Annotated in this window: 17 protein-coding genes; 7 read left to right on the top strand and 10 right to left on the bottom strand. The window is 52.5% G+C overall.

Going from position 1 to position 16,966, the window contains the following annotated elements; all coding sequences use genetic code 11:
• Positions 1 to 2 precede the first annotated feature (2 nt).
• From LG323_RS07565 to pilM, 4 genes are read right to left on the bottom strand one after another with little or no spacing between them, the layout of a single operon-like run.
• Positions 3 to 542 carry a pilus assembly protein PilP gene (locus tag LG323_RS07565; protein ID WP_404420090.1) on the bottom strand — a complete coding sequence of 180 codons (540 nt, stop codon included), beginning with the start codon at positions 540 to 542 and terminating at the stop codon, positions 3 to 5.
• Entirely contained in the window at positions 539 to 1,225 is a 687-nt protein-coding gene (locus LG323_RS07560; RefSeq protein WP_404420089.1) for a type 4a pilus biogenesis protein PilO, read from the bottom strand. The genes LG323_RS07565 and LG323_RS07560 overlap by 4 nt, the downstream gene beginning before the upstream one ends.
• The gene (locus tag LG323_RS07555) at positions 1,222 to 1,767 is read right to left on the bottom strand and encodes a PilN domain-containing protein (protein WP_310697375.1); all 546 of its coding nucleotides are present in this window, start codon (positions 1,765 to 1,767) and stop codon (positions 1,222 to 1,224) included. The genes LG323_RS07560 and LG323_RS07555 overlap by 4 nt, the downstream gene beginning before the upstream one ends.
• Positions 1,764 to 2,843 (bottom strand): type IV pilus assembly protein PilM, encoded by a 1,080-nt coding sequence (gene pilM, locus LG323_RS07550; RefSeq protein ID WP_404420088.1) that lies wholly within the window; start codon positions 2,841 to 2,843, stop codon positions 1,764 to 1,766. The genes LG323_RS07555 and pilM overlap by 4 nt, the downstream gene beginning before the upstream one ends.
• 173 nt (positions 2,844 to 3,016) lie before the next feature.
• Here pilM and LG323_RS07545 point away from each other — a divergent pair, with 173 nt between their 5' ends.
• A complete protein-coding gene (locus LG323_RS07545; RefSeq protein ID WP_404420087.1) occupies positions 3,017 to 5,566 on the top strand; it encodes a penicillin-binding protein 1A in 2,550 nt (849 codons plus the stop codon).
• An 87-nt stretch (positions 5,567 to 5,653) separates the two neighbouring features.
• Here the strand turns inward: LG323_RS07545 and LG323_RS07540 are convergent, their stop codons facing one another.
• Positions 5,654 to 6,925 carry a malic enzyme-like NAD(P)-binding protein gene (locus tag LG323_RS07540; protein WP_404420086.1) on the bottom strand — a complete coding sequence of 424 codons (1,272 nt, stop codon included), beginning with the start codon at positions 6,923 to 6,925 and terminating at the stop codon, positions 5,654 to 5,656.
• A 291-nt stretch (positions 6,926 to 7,216) separates the two neighbouring features.
• A complete protein-coding gene (rpmE, locus tag LG323_RS07535) occupies positions 7,217 to 7,429 on the bottom strand; it encodes a 50S ribosomal protein L31 (RefSeq protein WP_310697379.1) in 213 nt (70 codons plus the stop codon).
• 131 nt (positions 7,430 to 7,560) lie between these two features.
• Between rpmE and LG323_RS07530 the strand changes: the two genes are divergently transcribed.
• From LG323_RS07530 to LG323_RS07505, 6 genes are all read left to right on the top strand, one after another.
• Positions 7,561 to 9,804: a primosomal protein N' gene (locus LG323_RS07530; protein ID WP_404420085.1), complete on the top strand. Its 2,244-nt coding sequence runs from the start codon at positions 7,561 to 7,563 to the stop codon at positions 9,802 to 9,804.
• 89 nt (positions 9,805 to 9,893) lie between these two features.
• Positions 9,894 to 10,439, top strand: a complete 546-nt coding sequence (locus LG323_RS07525) for a GspH/FimT family pseudopilin (protein WP_404420084.1) — start codon at positions 9,894 to 9,896, stop codon at positions 10,437 to 10,439.
• Positions 10,436 to 10,909, top strand: a complete 474-nt coding sequence (locus tag LG323_RS07520; RefSeq protein ID WP_404420083.1) for a prepilin-type N-terminal cleavage/methylation domain-containing protein — start codon at positions 10,436 to 10,438, stop codon at positions 10,907 to 10,909. The genes LG323_RS07525 and LG323_RS07520 overlap by 4 nt, the downstream gene beginning before the upstream one ends.
• A complete protein-coding gene (locus tag LG323_RS07515; RefSeq protein ID WP_404420082.1) occupies positions 10,906 to 11,610 on the top strand; it encodes a type II secretion system protein J in 705 nt (234 codons plus the stop codon). The genes LG323_RS07520 and LG323_RS07515 overlap by 4 nt, the downstream gene beginning before the upstream one ends.
• Before the next feature lie 32 nt (positions 11,611 to 11,642).
• Positions 11,643 to 12,848: a hypothetical protein gene (locus LG323_RS07510; protein ID WP_404420081.1), complete on the top strand. Its 1,206-nt coding sequence runs from the start codon at positions 11,643 to 11,645 to the stop codon at positions 12,846 to 12,848.
• 14 nt (positions 12,849 to 12,862) lie between these two features.
• Entirely contained in the window at positions 12,863 to 13,270 is a 408-nt protein-coding gene (locus tag LG323_RS07505) for an HIT domain-containing protein (RefSeq protein WP_404420080.1), read from the top strand.
• Positions 13,271 to 13,334: 64 nt separating this feature from the next.
• Here LG323_RS07505 and LG323_RS07500 read toward each other — a convergent pair whose 3' ends face one another.
• The 4 genes from LG323_RS07500 to LG323_RS07485 form a co-directional block, all read right to left on the bottom strand.
• A complete protein-coding gene (locus LG323_RS07500) occupies positions 13,335 to 13,637 on the bottom strand; it encodes a nucleotidyltransferase domain-containing protein (RefSeq protein ID WP_404420079.1) in 303 nt (100 codons plus the stop codon).
• A 4-nt stretch (positions 13,638 to 13,641) separates the two neighbouring features.
• The gene (locus LG323_RS07495; RefSeq protein WP_404420078.1) at positions 13,642 to 14,070 is read right to left on the bottom strand and encodes a hypothetical protein; all 429 of its coding nucleotides are present in this window, start codon (positions 14,068 to 14,070) and stop codon (positions 13,642 to 13,644) included.
• Positions 14,060 to 14,674, bottom strand: coding sequence for a nucleotidyltransferase domain-containing protein (locus LG323_RS07490; RefSeq protein ID WP_404420077.1), 615 nt, complete (start codon positions 14,672 to 14,674; stop codon positions 14,060 to 14,062). The genes LG323_RS07495 and LG323_RS07490 overlap by 11 nt, the downstream gene beginning before the upstream one ends.
• 63 nt (positions 14,675 to 14,737) lie before the next feature.
• Positions 14,738 to 16,945 (bottom strand): YgiQ family radical SAM protein, encoded by a 2,208-nt coding sequence (locus tag LG323_RS07485; RefSeq protein WP_404420076.1) that lies wholly within the window; start codon positions 16,943 to 16,945, stop codon positions 14,738 to 14,740.
• Between the last annotated feature and the right edge of the window lie 21 nt (positions 16,946 to 16,966).

Below are 16,966 nucleotides of genomic sequence, written 5' to 3'. Positions count from 1 at the left end.
TCCTACCTGGATAAATTGAGCTCTTGTTCACGTTCCTGCCAGCCACCCAGATTGTCAGGGATGAGCTCTACAAGCTTGATATGGTTGGAGCTGATGTCAGTGATCCGGCCATGATCCTGGCCCAGATAATCACCCACTCCCACTGCCGCCAGTTTTCCCTCAGGGGTCAGAATCAGGGCGCGAGTCTGCTGGCCTTTTCGCATGATGCCGCGCAGTGACAGCTCACTCAGGCTCCAGCGTTCCAGTGATGTTTGGTTGCGGCTGGGATCCGGTGCCAGAGAGGAATCCGCGAGAAATTGCGAGCGGTCACCCAGCAGGCCATCGGGTGTAAAAGGGTCGCGCTGGTCGTTCTGGGTGTACTGTGGAGTGACCGCCTCGGGAAAATCAGGAACCGGATCAATACGCCCGCTGGGTCTTTCTTTCAGCTCCTGCAGACGTTGCTGGATTTCTGCTGTGCGCGGCTGGTCACTGCAGGCGCTGAGCAGGCTCAGCAGAAGTCCGGCCAAAAGCAGTTTGTACAGAGGTAACCGGTCTGGCTTCATGGTTGCCTCCTGGCGTCTGTTGCCTGACGGTTTTCATCGTATCGATAGGTGCGAGCCTGCAACCGCAGGTTGAGCTGGGTGGGCTGCCCGACACCGGCAACGGGTGATAGGGTGAAATCGTGCAGGGTGATAATGCGGTCAAGACTGCTGATACCGGCCATAAAACTGGCCAGGCGGTGGAAGTCACCTCTGGCCTGAATTTCAAAGGGCAGCTCGGTATAAAAATCACGTCTCTGGTCATCGCGCAGATTCACCGCCTGCAGGTCCAGTCTTTGCCTGCTGGCCTGAGCCTGGATGTTTTCAATCAGCCGCGGTATCTCCCGGTCGATGGGCAGTCTGGAAAGCAGCTCTGAAAAAGTGCCTTCCATGATTTGCATCTGCTGCTGATAGGCTCCCAGGTTGGCGGCCTGGAAAGAGCGCAGTTGATAGCGTTCAAACAGTTCTTCCTGTTCACCTTGAGTCTGATCAAGCTTTTCGCGAACACCACTGATCAGCAGCCAGTTGCTGGCAAACAGAATCATGGCCAACAGCAGGATCAGGGTAAGCGCCTTGAGGGCATCAGGCCACTGACCGGCACTTTGTAAGTCCAGGTCGTCTTTTTCCAGTCTTTTAATGGCCCGCCATTGCACGGACAGCCAGGTTTTGACCGGTTGCAGACGCTGGGTGTCAAAAGCAAGCTTCATGGCTGGTCCTCCGCAAGAGGTAGCAGCAGGTCAAAACGGTTGGCACCGATGCTTTCATCGGAGGTTACGCTGCGCAGTACCGGTTCGCTGAAGCGCTGCTGCTGTTCCAGGCTGCGCATCCAGTCGGATAAAGCCTGGGAAGGGGTGGCGTGGCCCTGAATGGTCAGCTGGTTGTCTTGACGCCGGACATCGGTCAGATAAATGCCTTCAGTCAGGCTGCCGGTTAACTGGTCGAGCAACTCAATAGTGACCGGGCGCTGGCGCTGCAGGCTTTGAATGACTTCAATACGTTGCAGGAGCTGTTCGCGTTTTTCGCGCAGTTCGGTGACTTCACGGATTTCCGCATCCAGCACCCCCAGCTGATCACGAATCAGTTGATTTTCCTGCTGAACGGCCTGGATAGACTGGTTGCTGCTCCACCACCAGAAGCCGCTCAATACCAGGCCCAGGAGTAGAGTGGCCACCGCCAGGTAGACAAACTGGGTTTGCCTGAGCTGGCGGCGTTCTTCACGCCAGGGACGAAGGTTGATGCCGTTACTCATGACTCGATCCTCATGGCCAGCCCACAGGCAATCAGCATGGCGGGTGCGTCCTGGGCCAGAGCTGCAGCATTGACCCGGTCACTTAACACCATGTTGGCAAAAGGGTTGGCCAGTAATGTCGGGGAACCAATATGATGTTGCGCCATCTGAGGCAGGCCATCAATTGCCGAAGACCCACCCGCCAGAATCAGATAGTCGATATCATGGTAGGTGGAGGAGGAATAAAACAGCTGCAACTGGCGCTCTATCTGATGTACCGTTGCGGTCTTAAAAGGTTCCAGGATTTCTGTAAAGTAATCCGAAGGCAAGTCACCGCGTTTTTTGGCAAAACCGGCCTCTTCGCGGGAGAGCCCGTAATGACGTTGAATTTCATCCGTAAGTTGTTTGCCACCAAACATCTGGTCACGACTGTAGATGATTTCGCCGTCACAGAGAATATTGAGGGTGGTGGTGGTGGCACCGATATCGGCAACAGCAACTATCTGCCCATCCTGCTGGCTGGGCAATTGACTGGTGATCAGGCGAATGGCTCTTTCAATCGCCAGGTTTTCCACATCAATCACCACAGGCTGCAAGCCAGCTTCCTCCAGAACCTGGTCAAGTTGCTCGGTGGTTTCTCTCCGGCAGGCAACCAGGAGTACGGGCTGGTTGTCGTCATCCGGGTTCAGAGGTGGCTGGCGCTCAAAGTCGATGGCGACTTCATTCAAGGGATAAGGAATATGCTGGTCAGCTTCCAGCAATACCTGGGCTTCCATTTCATCGTCATCAAGATCTCTGGGCAGGCTCAGGGTACGTGTGATCACTGCTGCAGAAGGAACCGCAACAGCAGTACGCAGGGTGCTGGGGTGGGTGCGGTCAATCACCCGTTTAATGCTGCGCGCAACCGATTTATAATCCTTGATCCGGCGGTCACTGACGGCACCACTTTCCAGAGGGGCTACGCCATAGCTGGCCACCTGAAGACGGTTGCCTTGAGGGTGAATTTCCAGCAGTTTGACCGCAGAAGAGGTAATGTCGATGCCGATCAGTGGTAATTTTTTCGGGCGTAAAAAAGGAAATTCAGGCATCCTGAGCATGGCTAGCTTGTCCTTCGCGTTGTCCGGTGATGTGGCTGAGGGTGTTCCAGGTTGCCTGGGAGTCAATTGATGAACTTCAGCCTAGCTTTAGGGCTTTTGTATCAGATTGTAATGGGTTGTGCAAATATTTAAGATATATAGCAGCTGGGGGCTGAAGTAATCGCATGAGGGTAATGAAAAAAATCATCAGGAACCTGATTTGGCTGGGTATTGCCGGTGCAGGAGTTGGAGGTGTCTGGGCGCTGGCCATCGTGCTTTATTTCTGGCCGGGACTGCATGAAGAAGTGGCTCAGTTACAAAATGTAGAAGCCCTGCTTTCCGAGCAACTGGAAATGCCCATGCGGGTTTATTCGTCTGAAGGCCTCTTGATTTCTGAGTTTGGAGAGCATCGGCGTACCCGTATCAGTTATGATGATATCCCCCGGCGCTATGTTGATGCGCTCCTGGCTGCTGAGGATGCCAGTTATTATGACCATCCGGGCGTGGATATTCGCGGTTTGATCCGGGCCGCTTATCAGCTGGTTTCGACCGGGGAGATTCAATCAGGTGGTTCCACCATCACCATGCAGGTTGCACGTAACTATTTGTTAACGAGAGACCGGACTTTTGCCCGCAAGCTGCGTGAAATTCTCCTGTCTCTGCGTATGGAGCAGTTGCTGAGCAAACAGGAAATCCTGGAGCTGTATGTCAACAAGATTTACCTGGGACATCGTGCTTACGGCATAGTGGCTGCTTCGCAGGTCTATTATGGCAAGCCTTTGCAGGATTTGACCCTGCCCCAGATAGCCATGATTGCCGGTTTGCCTAAAGCCCCTTCGTCTTATAATCCCCTTGCCAATCCTCGCCGTGCCCTGATTCGTCGTAACTGGATACTCTCGCGAATGTATTTGCTGGGCAAGGTGGATGATATCAGTTATGAAGAATCCCTGAGAGCCCCTGTTACAGCACGCTTCCACCCTACAGACGTTGAAGTGGAAGCACCCTATGTGGGGGAGTCCGCCCGTCAGTTTGCCCTGGAAAAATTCGGTGATCAGGCCTATACACGGGGGCTGAAGGTCTACACTTCCATTGATGCCGAGCAACAAAAAGCGGCCAACCGAGCCATTAATAAGGGCATTCTGGATTATGACCAGCGGCGCGGCTGGCGCGGGGTGGAACGGAGTGATATTCCCCTGCAGCAGGAAGAAGAATCCCTGGAAACAGATACCCTGGCCCAGTTGGAAGCGGAACAATCCGGGGGGTTGGAGCAGGTTCGCGAGGCTCTGTCTGATCCCCGTGCCGAGAGGCTGCAACAGGAGTATGGCGAGGACTTCAGCAATTGGTTGCGGGTTCTGGATCAAACACCGGTCTATGGTGGCCTGCAGCCTGCCATCGTTATGGCAGCTGAGTCCGAGCACCTGAGAGTTTTGCGTCGCGGTGGGGAAGTGGTGGAATTGCCGAAAGAGGCGTTTGCCTGGGCCGGACGTTATCATTCACCTTTCTGGAAGGATCGTCAGCCCTTGCCGGGTGATCGTCTTGCCTCTCGGGGTGACCTGGTGCGCCTGCGCCCCAACAATTCTGCAGACCTGCCCTGGATGCTTGCGCAACTTCCGAGTCTGGAAGCCGCCCTGGTGGCCATGGAAACCGACTCCGGTCAGGTGAAAGCCCTGGTCGGTGGTTTTGATTTCACCGAGAGCCGGTTCAATCGTGCCGAACAGGCCGCACGCCAGGCCGGGTCTGTGTTCAAACCCTTTGTTTATCTGGCTGCCCTGGAAAAAGGCTACACTCCGGCCACCATCATCAATGATGCCCCCGTGGTTTTTGAGGATCAGGCTCTTGAGGATGTCTGGCGCCCCCAGAATTCCAGTGGCACCTTTTATGGCCCGACGCGCCTGCGTGAAGGTCTTTACCGTTCACGTAACCTGATTTCCATTCGGGTGCTGAATTATGTGGGGATCAGCAGGGCAATCAATTATATTGCCCAGTTCGGTCTGGACTCTGCCGCTATGCCCAGGGATCTGTCCCTGGCGCTGGGCAGTGCCAACTTCACTCCGTTTGATATGAACCAGGCTTATGCCACTCTGGCCAATGGCGGTTATGCTATTGAAGGCCATCTGGTCACCCATATCGAAAACTCCGAGGGTGAAAAACTCTTCCAGGCCATACATCCCAGGGTCTGTCGTAACTGTGAATCGGATCAGGAGTCGATTGAGCTGAAAGGGATCGAATATCCGGTTGCCCAGCGCAGTGTTGATGATAGAGCCATTTATACCATGCACTCCATTCTCCGGGATGTTATTGATGAGGGCACCGGCCAGAGGGCTTTGGCTTTGCAGCGGGACGATATCCGCGGTAAAACCGGCACCACCAATGAGCTGAATGATGCCTGGTTTGCCGGATTCAACCGCGATGTGGTGGCGACGGTCTGGGCCGGTTTTGACCAGCCGGAAACGACCGGTGAATATGGCGCGAACCTGGCTTTGCCCATGTGGATCGACTTCATGCGTGTCGCTCTGGAAGGTCAGCCCCAGCGGACTATGGACAGACCGGAAGGTTTGGTAACTGTGCGTATTGATCCGGAAACTGGCCTGCGCGCCCGTCCGGGCCAGGATAACGCCATCTTTGAGCTCTTCTATCAAGAAAGAGTGCCTGAAGCCTTGCCAGCCACCCGAAGCCGCAGTGGCACCCTGGACAGTGAACAGGATCGTGAAGACAACCAATCAGCACCGGAAGCCCTTTTCTGATTGTTGTTGTCACGGGTATAAATATAAAAAAGGCCAGATCCATGGGATCTGGCCTTTTGCATTACAGAGTTTGCAACCGGCGGGCAATTACACGCCGTAAACGTCCTTGATGCTCTTCAGGGGGTAGTGAGCCGGGAAGGGCTGACGGGCCACGCCGGAATCAACGGCTGCCTGAGCAACAGCACCGGAGACCAGTGCCAGAAGACGGGAATCCATGGGCTTGGGGATGATGTATTCAGGGCCGAATTCCAGAGCATCCAGCTCATAGGCATCCAGAACTTCCTGGGTGACCGGCTTTTTCGCCAGGTCTTTCAGGGCATTCACGGCAGCCACTTTCATCTCTTCATTGATGGTGGTTGCGCGTACATCCAGAGCACCCCGGAAGATGAAGGGGAAGCCCAGAACATTGTTGACCTGGTTGGGGTAGTCGGAACGGCCTGTCGCCATGATGACATCAGAACGAGTTGCCTTGGCCACTTCCGGTTTGATTTCCGGATCAGGGTTGGAGCAGGCGAATACGATGGGGTTGGCTGCCATTTTGGCCAGCTGCTCACTGCTGAGCAGGTCCGGACCGGAAAGACCCACAAAGGCATCGGCACCATCAATGGCATCATCCAGGGTGCGCTTGTCGGTCTCGTTGGCAAACATCGCCTTGTACTGGTTGAGATCTTCGCGCCCGGTATGAATCACACCTTTACGATCCAGCATGTAGATATTTTCGCGCTTCATACCACAAGCCACCAGCAGTTTCATGCAGGCAATGGCCGCTGCACCGGCACCCAGGCAGACAATCTTGGCGTTTTCAATCTTCTTGTCGGCCAGCTCCAGTGCATTGATCATACCGGCAGCCGTGACGATGGCCGTGCCATGCTGGTCATCGTGAAACACGGGAATGTTGCACTGTTCGATCAGGGTGCGTTCAATTTCAAAGCACTCGGGGGCCTTGATGTCTTCCAGGTTGATGCCACCGTAGGTGTCGGCAATACGGGCAACCGTGTCAATAAAAGCCTGGGGGCTTTCAGCATTGACTTCGACATCCACTGAGTTGATGCCTGCAAAGCATTTGAAGAGCACGCCCTTACCTTCCATAACCGGCTTGGATGCCAAGGGTCCCAGATTGCCCAGGCCCAGAATGGCGGTGCCGTCAGAAATGACCGCAACCAGGTTGCCTTTGCCGGTGTATTTGTAGGCCAGCTCAGGGTCTTTAGCAATTTCACGCACTGGCTCGGCAACACCGGGGCTATAAGCCAGGGCCAGGTCTTTTGCCGTTGCCGTGGGTTTGGTCAGTTCAATGCTTAATTTGCCGGGGATTGGAAGAGCATGGTAGTCCAGAGCCGCTTGTTTTTTATCTTCAGACATTTGATTTTTTCGCTATATGGGCTGAATAAATTGATTGGTTACTAGAAATATAGCCTGAAGGGTCAGCAGGCTTGTGGCTTGGGCTGAGTTCAGGCTTTTAACTAAGGTCTAAGCAGCATATATAAAATCGGCTGGAGCCACAAGCACCCGGCCGGGCGGGGTTATTGAAAAAAGCCCAGGGGCCTGATTCCACGGTGGAAAGATGCGACTTTTGACCGCAATTCCTGTTCATAAAGCATAAAAAAAGCCAGGTATAAAACCTGGCTTTGAGCAGTGTAATAAAATCGCTGCTTAGGTAACTTTGCGCTTACCGAAACGCTTGGCAAAACGCTCAACACGACCGCCGGTTGTCGCCTGCTTCTGCTTGCCAGTGTAGAAAGGGTGGCAGTTGGAGCAAACATCCAGCTCGAAATCTGCATCATGCGTGGTGCCGATGGTGTAGGTGGCACCGCAAGAACAGGTTGCCTTGACGTAGTTATACTTCGGGTGAATGTCTTGTTTCATGTTGAGCCTCTTGAGCAGCTGCGCCGCCACCTGATCTTTTGCCAGGCACCGCACAGGGTGTAAATGGATTTTAAGGTGGCGTATTCTAGCAGAGCCTTTTAACTGAGCCAATCAATTCCGAGCAAAAAAATATGCCACTACTCAGGGTTGCCCTGCCGACACCACTGCGAAGGCTTTTTGATTACCTGCCTGCCAAAGGGCAGCGTTTGCCTGAACCAGGGGTCAGGGTACAGGTGCCTTTTGGAAATCGCCAGCTGATAGGTCTCTTGATTGAACTGGTGGATGAATCCGCCATACCCGTCAGTAAGCTCAAAGCAGCCAGGGACTACCTGGATCGTCAGCCTTTGTTTGAGCGTGAACACCTGGATTTTTTGCTCTGGGTGGCGCATTACTATCATCAGCCCGTGGGGGAAGTGGTTCAGGTGGCCTTACCCAACCTTTTGCGCCAGGGGCAGGCCCTGCATCCTCCGCAGCAACCCCGCTGGCAACTCACGAAGGCTGGTGAGGCTTTGGATACCTCTGAGCTGAAGCGAGCGCCCCGCCAGGCACAATTGATAGAGCTTTTAAAGCGTCGCCAGACAGCTCCCTTGCAGAAGGAAATCCTGGCTGCGGGTTTTAACCTGTCACAGCTCAAAACCCTTGAAGAAAAGGAATTGGTGGAAAGCTTTACTCTGGGGCGCAAAACTCAGGGCGTTGGTCTGCCAGTTTTGCCGGTGGAAGAACCACCTCCCAAAGAGGTTTTGGCAGAAATTCCCCTGAAGCTGACCGACGAGCAGGATGAAGTGCTGGATAAACTCTTGGCAGGGCTGGGTCATTTCCAGCCCAACCTGCTGCTGGGTGTGACCGGCAGTGGCAAAACCGAAGTCTATCTGCAGTTGATTCAAAAAGTATTGGAACGGGGCCAACAGGCCCTGGTATTGATTCCCGAGATCGGATTGACACCCCAGACCCTAGGTCGCTTTCAAAAGCGCTTTAATCGCCGGGTTGTGGCCTTGCATTCGGGTTTGACGGATCGTGAACGCCTGAATGCCTGGCGGGCTGCCAGTGAAGGCAAGGCTGCCGTGGTTTTGGGGACTCGTTCAGCCGTTTTTACCCCGCTGCCCAAATTGGGTGTAATCATCGTGGATGAAGAGCATGATGCCTCTTTCAAGCAGCAGGATTCCGTGCGCTACCAGGCCAGGGACCTGGCCGTGATGCGCGCCAAGCGGGCGCAGGTTCCGGTACTGCTGGGTTCGGCAACGCCTTCGCTGGAAAGCCTGGCACATGGTCTGAGTCGCCAGTATCGCCTGCACCACTTAAAACAGCGACCGGAAGAGCACATAGAAATCCCCCAGCCAAAACTACTGGATATTCGCAGCCGCAAACTTCAGGGTGGGTTTTCAGAACCCCTGATCAAGGTCATCAGCAAACACCTGGAAGCGGGCAATCAGGTACTGATACTGCTCAATCGCCGGGGTTTTGCACCGGTTCTGATGTGCACCGAATGCGGCTGGATTGCCGGATGCCAGAACTGTGATGCCCGAATGACCTGGCACAGGGAACCTTCCAAACTCCACTGTCATCACTGCGACACCCAGCAGCCCCTGCCACCGGCCTGCCCCCAGTGCGGGCACAGTGAGCTGCATCCCCTGGGCTCAGGCACCGAGCGAGCCGAAGAGACTCTGCAGGAACGCTTTCCGGACATCCCCATCATTCGCATCGACCGGGATTCCGTTCGTGGTCGTACCGCCCTGCAGGAAAAGCTGGATCAGATCATTCATGCCAAACCGGGCATTCTTCTGGGCACCCAGATGCTGGCTAAGGGTCACCATTTTCCCGATGTCACCCTGGCAACGGTTCTGGATGCCGATCATGGCCTTTATTCCAGCGATCCCCGCGCCATGGAAAGAACCGCACAACTGCTGATCCAGGTGGCCGGGCGTGCAGGCCGTGCCGAAAAACCCGGTGAAGTGGTGATTCAGACCCACCACAGTGACGATCCACGTCTGGAAAAACTGTGTGTGGATGGCTATGAAGCCCTGGCCAAAGACCTACTGGAAGAACGTCGGAAAACCCACTGGCCCCCCTATGCCTACCTGGCCATCTGGCGGGCTGAAGCCCCCAAAACCCAGGCTGTGGAAGAACTGATGCAGGTTCTGGCTCAAGAAGCCCGAGCCAGCCTGCAAACCAACCCCGAACCGGTCACCCTGCTTGGCCCCGTACCCGCGCCCATGGAAAGACGCCAGGGTCGCTACCATATGCAACTGCTTTTTCATGCTGAAAAACGGGCTCCTTTGCATCGCCTCATCGCCCGCCTGCTGCCCTGGCTGGAAACTGCGCCCGAAGCCCGCAAAGCCCGTTGGTCACTGGATATAGACCCTGATGACCTCTTTTAATGACAGGACTCAAGAGTGTTGCCTTTTGTCTTGCTTTTGTGAAATTGGGTGAATATAGTGAGTTTAAACTCGCTAAAAATTGCCATCTTATGCAGCAACACCCACCTGACAAGCTTTTCCATCAACAAGCAGGTTTCAACCTGCTGGAGCTCTTGGTGGTGCTGGCTATTGCCGGTGTGATGTTTGGAATTGCCATCCCGGCAGGGCAGGGTCTGTTGGAAAAAAGCCGGTTGATTGGGGCCACCAATGAAGTTTATGCAACCCTGATGTTTGCACGAAATGAAGCCACCCGCCGGCGTGGCACTTTTAGTCTTTGCGCCGTCAGCAGTGCCGGGTCAACCGACTGTTCTGCTTCATCCGAGCCATTTTTGGCCGTATTTGAGAAGGAGGGCACGGACCTGGCAACCGGGCGCACCAACCCACTGGAACTGACTTCACCTGCCAAGGTCAGCCTGAACAATGTTGACGATAATCGCCTGGTTTTTGAACGTTTGGGTAATCGCAAAGCAGGAAGTGCAACAGATGTTTACCTGGAAGTCGCTGTTAACAATCAAACTAGAATCATTGATGTCTGCTTTAACGGCCGCATAATGGTTCGCGAGCAGGGAAGTACCCAGAGTGGGTGTGAGTTATGAAGCCAGATACTAACAAACAACAAGGCTTCAGCTTGATTGAAGTGCTGGTGGCCGGTTTTGTTATCACCTTCGGGCTGGTGGGTATGGTTTTAATGCAAACCTACACCCAGCAGGATGCCTTCCGTGCCCATCAGCTCAGCCTTGCGGGCCTCTATGCTCAGGATATGCAGGAAAGGCTTAGGGCCAATATTTGTTATTTGAATTCCCTGGCCCCAACAGACTCCGATGACAATATCAATGTTGATGATACGAGTGTTAAAGAGCTTGTTAACGGTCAGTTGAGTGAATGGCAAGTCGATCACAATCTCACTGCACGGGGTTGGAATTCTGATCTTGACTATGATTCGAGTGAACTAGAAAGCAGTGGTTACTGGGAATTTGAACTATCCATCACACCGCCTCAGCCCAGTCGCTCGGAAACCGTACAAACCCTCCTGATTGATTACCGGGATGGGGATTGCGAAGAATGATGAAATCCAGACAAACAAATCATGGTTTTAGCCTGGTGGAAATGCTGGTTGCCCTGGCTTTAGGGGCACTCATGATGGCCGGAATCGCCTCCAGCTTTACAGCCATCACCCAGGCTCAGCAACTGACACGAGACTATGAACAAGTTCAGGAAACCCTGCGCTTCACCACTAGCCTAATTAGTAGAAGCCTGAGAACGGCTGAAAAGTTGGTGGATGAGACTGGAGTTGCAGAAACCAGTAACAACCGGTTTTCTGTAGAGCGGGAGAATGCCGCTGACCGTCGTAGTTGCAACGGACAAACACCAACTGAGAATTTTTACGAAACCTACTATTTAGATACAGCCAGCAATCAACTGGTTTGTCGAGTTTCAAGTACGAATGGTAGTAACCCTGATTGGGCAGGTCAGGAAGTGATTGCTTATGGTATTGAAAGCTTCAACTTGAAGTGTGTGCTTTATGATCCCAGAAGGGAGATAACAGAAGATGATAATGACTATGGGCCTTGCAGTGGAATTACAGACCATGCAGAAGTCATTGCCCTTAAAGTCACCTTGGAATTTGATACTGGTGAATTTATGCAACTGGAAAGCTACCCGAACCACACCTTTACAGCCACCCTGCGTAGTCACTTAAGAGGCTGTGCCCAGAATGGTACAAATGAAACTTCAACCAAAGATGTTTGTAAACCAGATAATAGCTAGTTTAACCAAGACCACAAATATCGAGAAAGCCTATGTCTATGGAAAAAAAGAAAAATGAGAAGGGTTTTATACTGCCTTTGGCTCTCCTGATGATGCTCTTTGTCGGTGTAGTCGTCATCACCAGCTCCGAACGCACTGGCCAGGAAACCCGCCAAGCCCAGTCCCAGGCACCTACGGCAACCCTGCAAGCTGCAGCCGAAGCAGGCTTGCTCACTCTGCGCCAGAAAATTAATGAAGCGGGCCAAAAACCCGATGGTATTTGTAAAGACGATACAGAGAATACAAAAGAGTTTTGTGAGTGCTTAGTAGAAAATAATGATGAAATTAAAAGCACCAGGTTGGCAGAAATTATGGGAGATAAGGGCTTCCCTGAAAATGAAAAGCTGTTTAGCAGCAAAGAAGGATTGCCCGATACCTACTGGTGGTTTGAAAGTGGTGCAACTTTCTTGGCTTGCTTTGAAGGCACGACGAACCAAATTTGCCAAGACGAGGACTTAATACCTAAAGATAAAGAAGGCAATGAAATTGCTGATGCTTGCAGTATAGTGGCTGATGTTTTTGTTGGTGATCCAGCCCTTGAGCCTGGTTCTTTTATGACAGGAACTATAAATATACAAAATAAAAGCAATGATGTTGATAATTTATTTGATCTTGGCGGAAGTAAGAAGTTTGAGGATTTAACAGCTGATGACCTGGAAGACATCTATGAAGATGATTATTTTGAGACTATAGATACGGATGTTTTTGCAGCCCAAAAAGTTGCTTCTGGAAGCTCACTAGATCCTGGTTCTCTTGACTCAGATAAGATAAATTTGCTGGTTTTAGAGGGTGACTTGAGCATTGATATGAGCCAGAGCTATGCTGATAAACAGGTAATTATTGTGAGCAAAAACTCTGATGATGTTTATTTTGGTGCTGGCAATACAGGAAAAGGAAGTGGTAATAATAGCGATGGCAAAAAAACCCTTGAAGGCTGGATTATTGCACCCAATGCTACCATGCAGATGGGAACAGGTGTTCCAAAGTTAGATGTCAATGTTAATGTAGATAGCTGTAAGTCTGAAAAAAATGGTAGAACAGTGGATTGTTTTAAGTCACAGGGCGGCAGTGGTTTTGATAATGAGTTCGGTTCAGGTAATTTCAAAGAACCGGAATCTGATGATGACTCTGACGATGAAAGCACTGGCAAGGTCAAAGTCGATAAATCCGAAGAAATGGACATGGACTTTGATTACTGATGGAAACTAACCCAATGTCCTTTACCCTCCATCCCCGCCTTGAAGCTGATTCCATTTTTCTGGGTCAGCTTCCCTTGTGCCAGTTACGGCTGATCAATGACAGCCGTTATCCCTGGCTGTTGCTGGTGCCTGCTCAGGCTGATCGGGTGGAGATTACGGATTTGTCCGCTGAAGATTACCAGCAGCTTTGGTCGGAGGTTCGTCAGGTCAGTGAGGGCTTACAGTCACTTTTCCAGCCGGATAAATTGAATGTCGCGACTCTGGGCAATCTGGTGCCTCAGTTGCATCTGCATGTGATCGCCCGCTTCAAGACCGATGCCACCTGGCCAGGGCCGGTCTGGGGGCAGGGTGAAGCAGTCGCTTACACCCAGGACGAGCTGAAGAGCTTGTTACCCGAATTGCGTGGGTTATTCTTCCAGTAGGTTGTTTACCTGTGCTATCAGGCTGGCTGCAAAATGCCTTGATTACGAGTATCCGGCGGTAAAGTCATAAAGCAACTCCTTGTTCCTTGGCAATATCGTGAATCGCAGCTCTGGGTAAGTTCGGTGCATCCAACACCAGGTCGATTTTTTGCTCTTCACCCAGCTTTATAATAATTTTTGCTTTAACACCGGCAACATCCCGGGCGGGCTGCTCGACAGGGTGATCAACCTTGACTAGAAGGTCAATGTCACCACCTCTGGCGGTGTTGTCAGCTCGGGAACCAAACAGGAAAACCTGGGCATCTGAGCCAAACACGGCCTTAACGGACTCTTTGATGGCTTGAATTTCGCGTTGTGTGAGTCGCATTATTTCAGGAAGCTCCCATTTCTTTAATCTGAGAAACCTGCTCCAACAATTGATCTGCAACCCTGAGCAGACTTTCCAGTAGCTGATCGTCAACATCAATACTGCCTTCATACTCGGCAAGGTTGCGTTTACGGTGTGCGCTGTCCAGAATTCGCCATTGGTGTGAAGGTAAATCCAGGGTGTGCTGCAAGCACTGAAATACAAGGTAGCGGTTTTCTGAACGATATCCCCTGGCTCTTAAAGCAGCCAGAGCCAAAGAGTGGGCAGCGTTGTAGGCCAGGTCAAAGCGACTTTCAGGGTTGAGGGCTGTGTTATGGGCATCACTGAGTCGCACTTTGCCAGAGTGAACTAATCCTTCAAATTCCAATTTATTGGGTACTTCCTGCTTGAGCTGTCCAATGCGAACCAGGTTGGCAAATTGTTCAAATGTCATCCGGGTGTCCTTTTAGTAGCCTATACGGCCCAGCAAGTAGCCTTGTAATAAAGGGCTGCCCCTTTTCCAGGCGTACTTTGAACTCTACTTGAGTATAGAGAGTTGGGTTGATTTGCCGTTCAAGCTGTTTTTCTACGGGTTCCAAGGCTGCAAAAACTTCTTCTAAAGTAAGGCTATCTGAAATCAGCAGAAGGTCAATGTCACTGTTGGCGTGGTCCGTTTGCTTGGCATAAGATCCATAAATCAATGCAAGTTGCAGGCGGCATTCCAGAGTCTGGAGTGCATGTAGGATGAGCTGTTCCGTGCCTCGTGTTTTTTCAAAAAGGCTATGTAGCTCATTGAAAAGCGGAGAATGGGGGTTGGCCTGGTAGTATTTTTCTCTGCCTTTTTGATGAAGGCTCACTAGATGACTTGCTTTTAAGCGCTGAACTTCTCTTTGCACCGAACCTGATCCAGCCTTGGCTTTGGCGATGATTTCGGATAGCTGATAGCTTTTTTCAGGATGGCAGAAAAATAAGGCGAGCACCTTTTGTTTTGTCGAAGCAAAGAGAGCATCCAGCATGCTGATGCTCTGGTTTTCAGACTTTGTCTTGGAAGTCTTCATTATACATACCCCTTTTGGGTATATTGATACCCAGAAAGGGTAGAGTCAAGAGTCTGCACTGGATCACTTCTTCTTGCTGCTTCCCTTGGCTCTTTTGCCGGGTTTGCCCTTGGTCGGGAGGCTGGTGTGTTGCGTCAGCATGGGCTTGCCACCTTTTTTAAACTGCTCTGCCCTGGGAGTGCCCTTGATGGGGTCGGTGGGCGGAACCAGGTGTTTTTTGCTGTAGCCAATCAGGTCGGCGCGGCCCATTTCCTTGAGTGCCTTGCGCAGTAAACCCCAGTTTTTGGGATCGTGGTAGCGCAGGAAGGCCTTGTGCAGGCGGCGTTGGCGTTCGCCTTTCAGGGCCAGCAGTTTTTCGCTCTTGTAGGTGATGCGTCTCAGCGGGTTACGTTCACTGTGGTACATGGCTGTTGCTGTCGCCATGGGCGAGGGGTAGAAGGCTTGCACCTGATCGGCCCGAAAGCCATTGCCTTTCAGCCACAGGGCCAGGTTCATCATGTCTTCATCGGTGGTGCCTGGGTGGGCGGCGATGAAGTAGGGAATCAGGTACTGTTCCTTGCCTGCTTCTTTGGAGAACTTGTCAAACATCTGCTTGAAGCGATCAAAACTGCCGATTCCCGGTTTCATCATTTTCGACAGCGGGCCGTCTTCGGTGTGTTCGGGCGCAATTTTCAGATAGCCGCCGACATGGTGTGTGACCAGTTCCCTGACGTATTCCGGGGATTCCACGGCCAGGTCGTAGCGCAGACCGGAGGCAATCAGTACCTTTTTAACACCTGGCAGGCTGCGCGCTTCCTTATAAAGATCAATCAGTGCGGAATGATCGGTGTTGAGGTTCTGGCAGATGCCGGGGTAAACACAGGAGGGCTTGCGGCAGGCTGCTTCAATTTGCGGGTCTTTGCAGGCCAGGCGGTACATATTGGCGGTGGGGCCACCCAGGTCGGAGACAATGCCGGTAAATTCCGGGATCTGGTCACGCATGGCTTCAATTTCCCGAATAATCGAGCCTTGCGAGCGATTCTGAATGATGCGCCCTTCGTGTTCGGTAATCGAACAGAAGGTACAGCCACCAAAGCAACCGCGCATGATGTTGACCGAAAAACGGATCATTTCCCAGGCGGGAATCCTTTCCTTGCCATAAGCCGGATGCGGTGCGCGGGCATAGGGCTGATCAAAAATCGCATCCATTTCCTCGGTGGTGAGAGGAATGGGCGGTGGGTTCAGCCACAGATCCTGGTCGATGTGTTTTTGCACCAGAGCGCGGGCATTGCCGGGGTTGGTTTCCAGATGCAGCACCCGGCTGGCATGGGCATAAAGCACCGGGTCTTTGCTAACTTTTTCAAAGCTGGGCAGGCGAATAACACTTTGTTCGCGCAGCTCACCGCGGATCAGACGTTCCTGATGCTTACGTTCGGCGGCTTGTTCAGCCGTGAGCAGCTCCAGAGCTTGTTCGGTTTGTGAATCTTCCAGGCCGTTGTTCTGCTGCTCTATTGCACAGGCCTGGGTGTCCTGGGTATTGACGTAAGGGTTGATGATTTTGTCCACTCGGCCAGGGCGATCAATGCGCGTGGAATCAATTTCCAGCCAGCCTTCGGGCGTGTCCTTGCGGATAAAAGCCGTGCCGCGTACATCCGTGATGCTGCTGACCTCTTCACCCTGGGCGATACGGTGAGCCACTTCCACTAGGGCGCGTTCGGCATTGCCGTAAAGCAGAATATCGGCTTTGGCATCCAGCAGGATGGAGCGGCGTACCTTGTCCTGCCAGTAATCATAATGAGCAATACGGCGCAGCGAAGCTTCTATGCCGCCCAAGACGATGGGCACATCACTCCAGGCTTCCTTGCAGCGCTGGGTGTAGACCAGGCTGGCGCGATCCGGGCGCTTGCCTGCCAGACCACCGGGGGTATAGGCATCATCGGAGCGGATTTTGCGCTCTGCCGTATAGCGGTTGATCATGGAGTCCATGTTGCCTGCGGTGACACCAAAAAACAGCTCCGGTTTGCCCAGCTTCATGAAGTCATCTTTGCTGTGCCAGTCCGGCTGGGCAATAATTCCCACCCGAAAACCCTGAGCTTCCAGAGTGCGCCCGATCACCGCCATGCCAAAGGAGGGATGATCGACATAGGCATCCCCGGAGACCAGAATGATATCGCAGCGATCCCAACCCAGAAGATCCATCTCCTCACGGCTCATGGGCAGAAACGGAGCAATGCCAAAGCATTCTGCCCAGTATTTGGGGTAATCAAAAATCTTGCGGATAGAAACAGACATGAGGATTCCGGTACAGCAGAA

Source organism: Marinospirillum sp. (assembly GCF_044810985.1).
GTDB lineage: Bacteria > Pseudomonadota > Gammaproteobacteria > Pseudomonadales > Halomonadaceae > Marinospirillum.
The sequence above is the reverse complement of the archived record's forward strand: the minus strand, read 5'-3'. Positions and strand labels throughout refer to the sequence as shown.